This is a genomic window from Mesorhizobium sp. M0276, assembly GCF_040321755.1.
Classification (GTDB): domain Bacteria; phylum Pseudomonadota; class Alphaproteobacteria; order Rhizobiales; family Rhizobiaceae; genus Mesorhizobium.
Genome location: NZ_JAMYSC010000024.1, coordinates 74,482 through 86,040 on the forward strand (window position 1 = coordinate 74,482; position 11,559 = coordinate 86,040).

General features: G+C 61.3%; 11 protein-coding genes. 2 read left to right on the forward strand and 9 right to left on the reverse strand.

Features of this window, described 5'->3' with window-relative positions; all coding sequences use genetic code 11:
• The first annotated feature begins 43 nt into the window (after positions 1 to 43).
• On the forward strand, positions 44 to 871 hold the full coding sequence (locus tag NKJ01_RS19860; protein WP_352730314.1) for a C40 family peptidase: 828 nt from the start codon (positions 44 to 46) through the stop codon (positions 869 to 871).
• 65 nt (positions 872 to 936) lie between these two features.
• Here the strand turns inward: NKJ01_RS19860 and NKJ01_RS19865 are convergent, their stop codons facing one another.
• Both NKJ01_RS19865 and NKJ01_RS19875 read right to left on the reverse strand, forming a co-directional pair.
• The gene (locus NKJ01_RS19865) at positions 937 to 2,313 is read right to left on the reverse strand and encodes an adenylate/guanylate cyclase domain-containing protein (RefSeq protein WP_352730316.1); all 1,377 of its coding nucleotides are present in this window, start codon (positions 2,311 to 2,313) and stop codon (positions 937 to 939) included.
• Between the two features lie 365 nt (positions 2,314 to 2,678).
• Positions 2,679 to 3,479: a helix-turn-helix domain-containing protein gene (locus NKJ01_RS19875; RefSeq protein ID WP_352730318.1), complete on the reverse strand. Its 801-nt coding sequence runs from the start codon at positions 3,477 to 3,479 to the stop codon at positions 2,679 to 2,681.
• A gap of 112 nt (positions 3,480 to 3,591) precedes the next feature.
• Between NKJ01_RS19875 and NKJ01_RS19880 the strand changes: the two genes are divergently transcribed.
• Positions 3,592 to 4,452 (forward strand): SMP-30/gluconolactonase/LRE family protein, encoded by an 861-nt coding sequence (locus NKJ01_RS19880; RefSeq protein ID WP_352730320.1) that lies wholly within the window; start codon positions 3,592 to 3,594, stop codon positions 4,450 to 4,452.
• 277 nt (positions 4,453 to 4,729) lie between these two features.
• Here the strand turns inward: NKJ01_RS19880 and NKJ01_RS19885 are convergent, their stop codons facing one another.
• From NKJ01_RS19885 to NKJ01_RS19915, 7 genes are all read right to left on the reverse strand, one after another.
• On the reverse strand, positions 4,730 to 6,217 hold the full coding sequence (locus NKJ01_RS19885; RefSeq protein ID WP_352730322.1) for a lipopolysaccharide biosynthesis protein: 1,488 nt from the start codon (positions 6,215 to 6,217) through the stop codon (positions 4,730 to 4,732).
• A gap of 40 nt (positions 6,218 to 6,257) precedes the next feature.
• Positions 6,258 to 7,232 carry a glycosyltransferase family 2 protein gene (locus NKJ01_RS19890; protein WP_352730324.1) on the reverse strand — a complete coding sequence of 325 codons (975 nt, stop codon included), beginning with the start codon at positions 7,230 to 7,232 and terminating at the stop codon, positions 6,258 to 6,260.
• 167 nt (positions 7,233 to 7,399) lie between these two features.
• Positions 7,400 to 8,776 (reverse strand): sensor histidine kinase, encoded by a 1,377-nt coding sequence (locus NKJ01_RS19895; protein WP_352730326.1) that lies wholly within the window; start codon positions 8,774 to 8,776, stop codon positions 7,400 to 7,402.
• Positions 8,773 to 9,429, reverse strand: a complete 657-nt coding sequence (locus NKJ01_RS19900; protein WP_352730328.1) for a response regulator — start codon at positions 9,427 to 9,429, stop codon at positions 8,773 to 8,775. The genes NKJ01_RS19895 and NKJ01_RS19900 overlap by 4 nt, the downstream gene beginning before the upstream one ends.
• A 388-nt stretch (positions 9,430 to 9,817) precedes the next feature.
• Complete coding sequence (locus NKJ01_RS19905; protein WP_023762229.1) at positions 9,818 to 10,051, reverse strand: hypothetical protein; 234 nt, start codon at positions 10,049 to 10,051, stop codon at positions 9,818 to 9,820.
• Between the two features lie 391 nt (positions 10,052 to 10,442).
• On the reverse strand, positions 10,443 to 11,162 hold the full coding sequence (locus tag NKJ01_RS19910; protein WP_023762227.1) for a phosphatase PAP2 family protein: 720 nt from the start codon (positions 11,160 to 11,162) through the stop codon (positions 10,443 to 10,445).
• 14 nt (positions 11,163 to 11,176) lie between these two features.
• Positions 11,177 to 11,518 (reverse strand): hypothetical protein, encoded by a 342-nt coding sequence (locus NKJ01_RS19915; RefSeq protein WP_031261091.1) that lies wholly within the window; start codon positions 11,516 to 11,518, stop codon positions 11,177 to 11,179.
• Between the last annotated feature and the right edge of the window lie 41 nt (positions 11,519 to 11,559).

Consider the following 11,559-nt stretch of genomic DNA (forward strand, 5'->3'; position numbering starts at 1 on the left):
CGGCTGGCGCCCGGCTGTCTGCCTATGCTAATCGCCATAGGACATGACCGAGCCCGTCGACACGCTTCTGGATCGACTTGGCCGCTGGCTTGCCGGCCGGCTGCAGGAAGAATCTTCCGGCTACGAACCCTATACGCCGTCCGATGCCGACACGCTGCGCCGCACGCTTGAGCCCGGCGACATCCTGCTGATCGAGGGCAACCAGAAGATCTCGGCGGCGATCAAGTACCTGACCCAGTCGACCTGGTCGCATGCGGCCTTCTATGTCGGCGACGCGCTGGCCGAACCGGAAGACGGAACGGAGCGGCGGCGGCTGATCGAGGTCACGCTCGGCGAAGGCTGCGTCGCCGTGCCGTTGTCGCGCTATCGCACCTACAACACCCGCATCTGCCGGGCGAGCGGGCTGGCGCCGGAGGACCGTGACAAGGTCGTCGCCTTCATGGTCAGCAAGCTCGGCCTGAAATACGACCTCAAGAACATTTTCGACATGCTGCGGTTCTTCTTCCCGACGCCGCCGGTGCCGGTGCGCTGGCGCCGCCGCATGCTGGCCTTCGGCTCCGGCGACCCGACGCGGGCGATCTGCTCGACACTGATCGCCGAGGCCTATGGCCAGATCCGCTATCCGATCCTGCCCGAGATCACCCGTGCGCCCGGCCGCGCTTCGGCGCAGTCGAATTATTCGCGCAAGGAAATCCTGCACATCCGCCACCACTCGCTCTACACACCGCGCGATTTCGACCTGTCGCCCTATTTCCGCATCGTCAAACCGACGCTGGAATATGGTTTCGACTACCGGCAGATGGTCTGGGACGACAAGGCAAGCACAGACGCCGCAGCCGCAAAGGCTGGCGAAATCGCCTCAGACACGTGATGCCCCCTATGGCGCGGCCTACCGCTATCCAGCCGAGGTGCAGGCGTTTCACATGGCGGCCTATATCACGCCGAAACCGCAATAGCACCCCGGTTTTCGGCTCCGTGTTCGACCCAGACATGGACCGGTTCGTCCCGGCCGCGGATGCTCACCGGTCCATGATCGCGCGCATTCAACTGTGTCGTGGGCGATTCCGCCTTCGCGGCCTCAATCAGTCGTGACCCAAAGCAAATATTCGCCTGAAGCTCACGGCAGAGCGACTGCAAACGGCTGGCGACGTTGACGGTGTCGCCCACCACCGCGAAGGACAGATTGCGCTCGCTGCCGACCGCGCCGATGACCACTGCGCCATATTGTGCACCGATCCGAACGTCCAGCGGCGGGTATCCCCTGGACACCCGCTGTACATTCCAGTCTTCGAGAGCGGCGACCATCGCTTCAGCACACTGGATGGCGCGAGTCGCGTCGTCATGGCTGGCTTGCGGAACCCCGAATGTCGCCATGATGCAATCGCCGATATAGTTATCGACGGTGCCATGGTGGTCGAAAACGACCTGTTCCATGCGACGGTGGAACTGACGCAGAAGTTCGAACACTGCTTCGGCGGGATGATCCTCGGAATAGTGTGTGAAGCCGACGATGTCGGCGAACAGCACCGCGATATCCTGCCGGCGGACCGGGCCGAAGGGCTCGTCATCGGTGGCGAGCTGATCGACGACATTGGGCGAAAAATGCCGGGCGAGATTGGCGCGGGCGCGCTCTGCCTTGACATAGTCTTCCGACAGATGTCGGGAACGATAGACGACCAGCGCCATGATCGCGCCGATAATCAGCACAACCAACACGTTGGTCGCCTGCGCAAATGTATCGACGAAATTGGGGTTGAGATAGAGGTTCAGTCGCTCCGTCATCGGCAGCGAATAGAGGTTCGTCGCCGGAATGACGGTTCCCGGATGAGAAATCACCCATCCCACCCCGATCGCCCATGTCAAGGCCGCGAGCGCGCCGAGATAGAGCGCCAATCGTGTCGAAAGGGTCAGCGCGCCAAGGCATACGAAAATCAGCAGGAATTTGAAGCTGCCCTCACGCAGTTGCATCGCGGCCGGCGCGACCTCCAGGGAAAACGGGTTAGGCGTTACCAGCAGAACGGTCAACAGAATGATGTCCAGCGTACCGACGAGGTAACCGATCCACCATCGCGCCGTGCGACGGCGCGCAAAGAGAAACTGGATCAGGCCGACGAGCTGGAACAGCACGAGGCCCGCCAGCACGAAGAGCAGCGAAGCATCCCAGCGGCTGATCAATGAAAAGAAGCAGGAGATCACCGCGAGCGATGCCGTACGGGCCCAGAACTGCAATGCAGCACCCTGGCGTTCTGCGCGCGCCCGCAAATTTTTCAGGCGCGAATAGCGGCGAAGTTCAAGTGTTGGCGCGGTCGGCATAGGATCACTTCGATTTCACGGGGAGGTGTCACGCATTCGGCAAACCCGCCCTCTACAGTCTGGCAAATCAGTGCGCGAACTCTATCATGAATGTGATTTCATTTTTGAACCGCGGCTGCAAAGAGCAAAAATGTCCGGACAAAAGATCTTCGTGAAAACCGAAGCACGACAGGCGGAGGCTTCGGTTTTCACGAAGATCACCAAAAAACCGCAGCGCCCGGCGTCATTCTCTTCATGGATGCGTTCGGCCCGCGGCCGGCGCTGGGCGGCATGGCGGAACGCCTGGCCGCAGGGGGCTATACCGCGTTGGTGCCGGATCTGTTCTATCCCAACGCGCCCTATCCTGCCCGGGATGATTGGCCGTGTCAGGCCGGTAACGGGCGGCGTCCCTTTGCGGGAGCGGCGGGCCGATCGAACGCGCCGGCGTCGCGCGGATGCGGTCCGATTGGCATGATCGCGGGAAATGGCGTTGCACCAAAGGCAAACGTCCATTTGTAGCCGACCAGCCCGTCCTCCGGTGTCGTATGCTGATCGTGATGGGCCAGCAATCTGGCGCGATCGGCCAAATCCTCGGCCTCGCGCCGCACCATCTCCGCCGTCTCCGGACGCATTCGCCTGCTAAAGCTGACGAAGCTCGCTTCGTTCTCGATGTGGGTGATGGCCCAGCCGATGAAATTCTTGTTGGTCATTTCGAACAGCGGCCGCAGCGGCCCTTCGAAATTCCACTGGATCGGCGTCTCGACCAGCAATCTCGCCGACAGACCCCGTCCGAGCGAGATCAGGCCGAGTTCCTCCAGGTCGCGCAGATAGAGAAACATCGAGGCTTCGCTCAGACCTTGCGAGCGCATGATGCCCTCGGGCGTGAACTTTTCCGACAGCATGACGAAGATGAACAGCAGTGCCGGCCGGCCGGCGAGCCTACGCTCGATCTCCGGCGCGATGTGGTTGACGGGCCCTGGCCCCCTGTTCATCGAGCCGAGCACGTTCTCGAGCTCGACGCCTGCAGCAGCGCACATCTCCATCAGCCGGTCGAGCTTGCAGTTGCGCTCGTGGAAGATGCGCTTCACCGTCGGCTCGGAAACACCCATGCGTTCGGCGAGTTCGCGATAGGTGACACCCTTCGCCTTCAGTGTCCGCTTCAACGCGTCGAAGATCAGGCCGTTCATGGAATGCACCTCTTGCCTGCAGTTTCGTATCGACTTTCGATACTAGCGGTAATCTACCTTTCCGGAAAGTATCGAAAATCATAGGCTTCCGTTGTCATCACAGGAGACAGCCATGAACAGCCTCATCCCCACAGCGTTTCTCGCAATCGTCGGTATCGCGGCGGCGCCCGCCGCCGAGGCCAGCGAACTCTGGCGCGCCGCCGGTCTCGAACAGCCGGAATCGGCCCTGTTCGATGCCGCCAACAACCGCATCATCGTCTCCAACATCGTTGGCAATCCGGGTGAGGCCGACGGCAACGGTTATCTCAGCGTGCTGTCCTTGGACGGCAAGACCGTCACCCAACACTGGACCGACGGCATGGACGCACCCAAGGGCATGACAATATCCGGCGGCAAGCTCTATGTCGCCGACATCACCAAGGTCCGCGTCATCGATCTCGCGAGCGGCAAACTCGTCGCCAGCGTCGCGGTGCCGAACGCCGTCTTCCTGAACGACATGACATCGGACCGATCAGGCATAGTCTATGTCACCGACATGCTGGCCGACACAATCTACCGCATCGACGGCGACCGGCCGGAACTGTTCGTCAAGGACGCGGCGCTGGCTTCGCCCAACGGCGTCTTCGCCGACGGTAGCAGGCTGATCGTCGCCTCCTGGGGCAAGGGCATCAAGCCCGATTTCAGCACGGCGGAGCCGGGCGGACTGCTGTCGGTCGACATCGCCAGCAAGGTGATCTCGCCCTTGCCGGGCGCTCAAGAATTCGCCGACCTCGATGGCGTCGTCGCTATTCGTGACACCATCTATGCCACCGCCTACATGACCGGCACGCTCTACCGCTATCGTCCCGGCGGCACACCGGAAGCGGTGGCGCATTTCAAGCCCGGCAGCGCCGACATCGGCACCGACGGCGAGTCGATCCTCTATGTGCCGTTGATGAACGAGGGCGAGGTGGCGGCGCTAAAGCTCGACTGAGAGCCAGATCGGCGCCTCAGGCCGATCTCCGAGACCTTCGCCAACAGCCGTGAGATGGACCGTCATGTCGCCTTTTGGTTCGTTCAACGCCCCATCCTAGCCGCAACGACGTTGCTGGTCGCCATCCGAAAGGGGGTCCGGAGTTGGTCGTTCGGGGCACCAAGTCGCTGGCTCCGCCCAGAGCGAACAGACGCCGCGCAACGTGGTCGGCCGCGCCAAGGCCCCGCCGCACCGCCAGGCATCCAGTCATCCCGGCGAACATCGGCAAAAGCCCACGTCACGGAACCGATCCGCCATGGGCGAATTTCCGGTAGAAGCGGCCTCCCATCACGCTTGCCTCAAAGGCCAGCTCGATGATCCCTTTGCGGCTTGAGCTGAACACCATGACGACGCTCAGGAAGATGACATAGGACGCGACGAGAGAGATCAACAGCGTCACGAAAGTGCCTGGCAGCGATGCCTTCAAGCTGTATTCCAGGACGCCGGTTATGATCGCTGAGGCACAGTACGGCCACAGGGTCTCCAGCAGCTGCCTGAAATCGAGTGGGCCGCGCCTTGTCGCCCCCCACCACAGGATCGGGCCCTGGATGGTGCCCACGCCTATGTAGAAGGCGGCGACCCCGGTTATTCCCCACGGCAATCCGCACACGAAAGAGGCGACAAACAGGGTGGAGCTCAGGGCGCCCCAGTTTCGCATTTCCCTGGTCCGGTCCTGGCTGATGAAAAGCCAGCCGGTGCTGCTGCTGATCGGCGCGAAGATGGCGCCAAAGGCAAGAATGGAAAATACCTGCGAAACCTCCGACCATCGCGGCCCCAGCAACGTGACGATAAGCAGCTGACTGTTGACGATGGCGAATATCACTGCCGGGTAGGTGGCGAGAATTATCAGTTCCAGCATTCGGAAATAGAAACGGCGGTATGTTTCCGGCTCGTTCAAGGTTCTCGCAAGCGAAGGAAGCGCGACTTTCGCTATTGGCGTGGTGATCTGGCTGAGCGGCAGCAAGAGCAGCTTGTATGCCCGGTCATAGATGCCGAGAGGCATCTCGCCGAGGTAGCGGCCGATCAATATGTTGTCAAAATTCCTGGCGAAAAAGTTCAGAAAATTGAAGGACGTTATGTTGGCGCCAAAATTCAACAGATGGAAGTTCTGCGTTTGCAGAGCAGGCCTGCTCGGAACCCATCCGGCAAAGCACCAGGCCAGCAAAAGTGTGGTCAGCGATACCGCTATCTGGCTGTAGACGAGGGCCCAGTAGCCGGAGCCGTTCCAGGCAAAAAGCAGGCCTGTCACGGACCCGACCAGAAAGCTGGACAACTCGACCAGGGCTATTTTCGAGAAGAGAAGCTGTCGATTGAGCAAGGCCATATGCTGGGCGCAGAGACCGCCAATCACAAAGGTCGCGCTAAGGCCCGTCACGATGGGCACGACCCGGGGCTCTCTGAAAAAAGCACCTGCTGCCGGGGCAAGCGCTATCACGGCCAGGCAGATTGCCGCGCTCAGCCCGACATTGACCCAGAAGACGAAGCTGAGCTGCTCCTGGTTGATTTCATCCCTTTGGACCGTGGCTTGGGTCAGGCCGAAATCCGAAAACAGCGCCGCGAATGCGAACAATGGCGCCGCCATCGCCACGATGCCGAAGTCCTCGGGCAGAAGAAGCCGGGCAATCAGGATCTGGTAGCAGAATTGCATCAGAAACTTCAGCGCCTGCGACCCGAAGTTGATGGCCGCCCCATTCACCGAGGCGACCTTGAGTTCGGCCCGTGACATCCGGCTTTCAGAAAATGCAAATCGCTTGACCTGGGCCATTTCAACCAGCGTGAACAGTCGTGATTTTGTTTTTGGCCTTCCGCAGGATCGACGCGGCGATCCGCCAATCCATCATCCCGGCGGTCGCAAGCGGCAACAACCTCCTCTCGGCGATCAGTGCCTGGGTCTTGTACTCGGCCGACAGGCGCTTCATGGCGCGAATGCGCTCCTTGAGGAGGGAAACGAGTCTCGAATTGCCTGATAACCGTCGATCGAGCAAAAGCGATTGCGACTGATCCACCTGGCCGTCGTAGTTCACCTTCGTCCTGCTCCAGCCGGCGCCTCGGTGGGTGTACAAGTAGCCGCGAAAGTCGCTGGCCACGTATTTTGCGCCTTCGAGCAGCGCATCCGTCACAAAAAGAAAGTCCTCGCCATGACGAGAATTGGAGGGGTAGCGCAGCGATCGATCCGCCAGGAAATTTCGCCTGAAGACCGGTTTGAGCAGACCCCAGTCCGTGTCGACGCCAAAGGGCCTCGCATGCGCCAGGAACGTCTCGATGTCGATCAGCGTCGTATCTTTGGTGAACGCGATGGTCGCGGGACTGGAGGCGTCGCTTGCCGGATCGTAGTATGAGAACTTGTCGGTGACGATATCGGCGTCTTGTGCAGCGGCAATCTCGACAAGCCGCTCCATCCGCCCGGGCGCGTACGCATCATCGGCATCCAGGATTGCGATCCAGTCGCCTCTGGCAGCCTCCAGGCCGGCATTGCGGGCGGCTGAAGGTCCGCCATTCCTGGGCAGGTGAACGACTTTGACGCGGCTGTCCTGCCGCGACATTGCTCCGGCAACCTCCAGGGTTGCGTCGGTCGAGCAATCATCGACGACTATGATCTCGATAACTGCATCCCCCTGCGCCCTTGCGGAATTGACGGCGCGTTCGAGAAACGGAACCGCGTTGTAGGCGGCGATCAAGACCGAAACAGTAGGGCGTGCAAAGGGCGGTTTCTGGGCAGGGAAACGAAAATTAGCGTTCATCGGAAACCTCCGGGGAAACGAACCCGGTGGATCCCGCCAATTCCCGGGTTCTTGAGAAAGCCGCACCTCCCTATCAGCCGTCGCTGAGATCAGGATTAGGCCGCGATGAAGCGAAACTGAAATTGAAGCCGAAGCCTCACGCTGTGCCGATCAGCAGGGTTGTGCCTTCAGGCTTGCGGCAACGTCACCGCGACGTGAAGGCCACCGCCGGGCGAAGGCGTGCTGAGGGCGATGTTCGCGGAAAGGCGCTCGACGATGCCCGAGACGATGGCGAGGCCCAGTCCGCTTCCTTCCACCTCGGGCACATTCACGCGATAAAACCGGCGGAATACCGCCTCGCGATGCTGAGGGGCGATGCCTGGGCCGCTGTCGGTGATTGAAAGCGCCCAGGCGCCGGGCTCAGGCGAGATCGAGACCTTGATCTTCCCGCCAGCCGGCGTGTACTTGATAGCATTGTCGATCAGATTGCCTATCAACAGGCGAAGCATGGGTTCGTCCGTTTTGACCTCGGCTGCCTCGGCTCCGTCGAGCGAGACATCATGCCGCTTGAGCGTGATGATCGTGCCGAACTCGGCGATCACCGATGCGGTGACATCATAGAGTCGGACCACTCTCAGCTCGACCGGCTGATGGCTGATGCGCGCCGCCTCCAGCATCTGCTTGACGAGGCGGGTGGCCTTGTCGTTGCTGGCCGTCAGGTCGGCGAGGATCGTCTCCCGCTCCGTTTCGCTGTCGGCATGCGCCAGCATCTGCAGCAAAAGCTTTATCCCGGCATGAGGCGTTCGCAGCTGGTGCGCCGCCTGGTCGGCGAAGCGCCTTTCCGCCGTCAGCGACCGGTCGAGCTTGCTGAGCAACTGGTTCACCGACATGCCCAACGGAAGCAGGTCGCGCGGCAACGCATCGATCGCGATGACGGAGAGGTCGTCGGGCGAACGGCTGCGGATCTGGCGGACCAGGCCGTGAATGGGTCCCAGGCCGTTGCTGATGCCATACCAAACCAGCAGCCCGATGACCGGCACCAGCACCAGCAGCGGAAAGAACAGATTGAGCATGATGTTCGACACCAGCGTGTCGCGAAGGGCTCGCTTTTCGCCGACTTCCACGACGATGCCGGTGTTCGGGATCGGCAGCGAATAGACGAGCCATCGCTCGTTGGCATAATTCAGCTCGGTGAAGCCGGCCCTTTGGACTGGAACGCTCTCGGGGAAGGCGCCGTTGGTGAAGATACGGATCCTGCCGTCCTTCCACAGGCGAAATATATGCGCGTCGGCGTAGTCGTCCGCCTGATCGTTCATGGCGAGCTGGTTGCCCATCGCAAAGTCCATGTCCTTGACCTGCCTGGGCGGGTGGTTGCCTGGCTCTTCGATCTGATGTTCCAGCAGCGTCCAGAGCACGTTGGCGTCATTGATCAGCTTGGCGTCGTAGATGTTGTCGATCTCGCGCCTGGCGGAGCGGAAGGCGAGGACCCCGATGACTGCGATTGCGACGAGGATCGTCGGCGTTATCCGCAGAAAGAGCTTCCAGGTAAGGGTCAGGCGCCTCATGGCTCGATCATGTAGCCGACGCCCCGGATGGAGCGGATGAAGTCGGCACCGAGCTTTCTGCGCAGATTGTAGATGATGACCTCGGTGGTATTGCTTTCCACCGCGCTGTCGGCGCTGTAGAGCGCGTATTCGATGTCGCTCTTGGTGACGTATTTGCCGGCCCGCTCCATCAGGAGCTTGAGCAGTCGGAATTCCTTGGCGGTCATCGCGATCTGGCCCTCGGCGCCGCGCACTACCATTGCCGCTGGATCCATTTCGATAGCGCCGCTTCTCAGGATGATCTCGGTGCGGCCCTCCCGCCGGCGCATGAGGGCGCGCAACCGTGCCAGCAATTCGTCGAGATCGAACGGCTTCACCAGATAGTCGTCGGCTCCGTTGTCGAGCCCTTCGACCTTCTGCAGGGACGTATCACGGGCGGTAAGCAGAAGAATCGGCACGGCGTTGCGATTCTTCCGCGCCGAGCGCAGGACCTCAATCCCGTTCACCCCAGGCAGGTTGACGTCGAGCACGACCACGTCGAAGGCGAGGTCCTCGAGCCCCGCGATCGCAACCTCGCCATCCTTCATCCAGTCCACCCCATAGGCATGCTTTTCGAGAGCCTTCTTCAGCGAAGAGCCGAGGATCAAATCGTCCTCAACCAGAAGCAGCCGCATGCGATGCCTTTCCGTTGCGGTGAACCGCCTGAATTCCCGATCCGATTGTGAACCAAGGACGCCATCGCGGCATTTTGCGGGCAAAATCAGGTTACGGGCGGGGCGTCTCGTCACGGTTGCGAGAGCAAGCGAGAGGAGGTCCGGCGATGCGGCCGCGACCGTCAGCTTCGGCCCGCGAAACCCCATGGCCAGAGAAAACGAGGTAAGTACCTGACCATGAGAATGATCACGCACCCACTCTCGACGGCGTCATGCATCACCCGGAGGCTTCGATAATCCGCCATCATCACAGCCTTTGAACGGTCGCCGACCGCGGCAAGAGGCAGGCCCGTGACATGCGTGTTCGCGGGGTGCTCGAAAAAGTGGCCAACCTTCAACCCGCGCGGTTCTACTGATCCGAGAACCTGACGCTTACCCCGTGCTGCCGAAAATAGGCCTGCATCAACTTGCGGCCCGAGCGGTTGTTCTGCGCCAGCTTGGTCGGAACGAACACCGCCTGTTTTGTTCCCTCTCGTGCCAGCGCTGCCTTAAGGCTCGCGATATGTACGTCGAGGTCGGCATTATCCGCCCGGAGCGAGGCATAGATGCATTCGATCGCTTCGGCCACGGTCAGTTCGCTCACAGGGGTCGTCCTTTGGTTGGTTAGGCGGGCGGCGGCTTAGCACAGATTCGCGGCGCCGCCGATACCGATGAGACCGTCAGTGCACAGCGCCCGGGTTTTGCAAGCGACGACGGTGTCGCTCGAAGTGCAAAGATAGATACCAACCATTGGCGACCGTTGCAGCCTCGCTGGCGCGCTGCTGGTCATCGAGTTCTTAGCGTCCAATCACCAGCAGCCATTTTTCAGGATACTTCCCGAGGATTGCGCGTTAGGGTGTTCCAAACGGGCAGGGGGATAACGCGGTTGGCTATTTTCAAGACCTTCACGACATCGGCATGCTTGCTGTCGGTGGTTTTCCTGCTAACGGGTTGCGGGCATGGGCTGATCAACCGGCTGATCTAGTCTCCCGGCTCTAGTCTCCAGTCTCCTCGTCGCCGTTCGGGCGCTGCCCGCGCCACCGCTGCCATGTACGGGCAGCGAGCCAGCACAGCATCGCCCAGGCGAAGCCGGCGCACCAGCCGGCCAGCACATCCGACGGCCAGTGCACACCGAGGTAGACGCGGCTGATGCCGACCAGCAGCGTCGTCAGCACCGCCAGCGACAACACATAGATCTTCGTCGTTCGCCCAGGCAGAAAGCGCGCTGCCAGCGCGCCGAGCGTCAGATACGTCACCGCCGACAGCATGGCGTGGCCGCTCGGAAAAGACAGCGTTGTTTCGTTGGCGAGATGCGAGACGAGTTCAGGGCGGGGCCGGTCGATGCCAGCCTTCAGCAGGCTGGACAGCACCTGACCACCGGCCACCGCCACAAAGACGAAAAGGGCGGTCGCCGGCCTGCGGATAAGCAAGAGATAAAAAATTGCCGCTGCTACGATCAGCACCACCACGCTGCCGCTGCCCAGGCTGGTGATGTCGCGCATCGCCCCCTCCAGCCAGGGCGGACCGATCGGACTGTCGGGCTGGCCTGCCTTGCGGAACGCGAGCAGGATTTCGGTGTCGAAAGCGTGCGGCGTGGCGGCCCGCGCCACCTCGATCAATTCCTCGAGCCCCCACAGGCCGGCGGCGATGACCAGACCGGCCAGAAGCACCGGGAATTCGACACGGTTGAGCAGAGCGTTCGCGGCGTTCTTCATCGGCAATTCGCCCGTTACAATCGGCCTTGTAGATAGGGTCCGAGCGTGATCAGTGCCACGGCTGCGATTGCCAGAATGATGCCGGTGGCCTGCAACGCGTTGACGCGCTCGCCGAAGAAGACCAGTGCGACGGCATTCACTGAAACCAGCTGGATGACTGCCGACAGGCTGAATGACACCGACATGCCGAATTCGCGGATCAGCCGCAGCATGATCAGATTGCCCAAGGAATAGAGCGCCAGCGTCAGCAGGATCTTGCCAAGGCTCGGCGCAAGGCCCCACTGTTTGGCGGCGGTGGCCGCCAGCAGGAAGATGACCGTCGAAAAGCCGAGCTGAAGCAATCCCGAAAGACTCAATGTTTCATCCCCCTCTCGAAGCAGCTCCCGCCGCGTGAGTT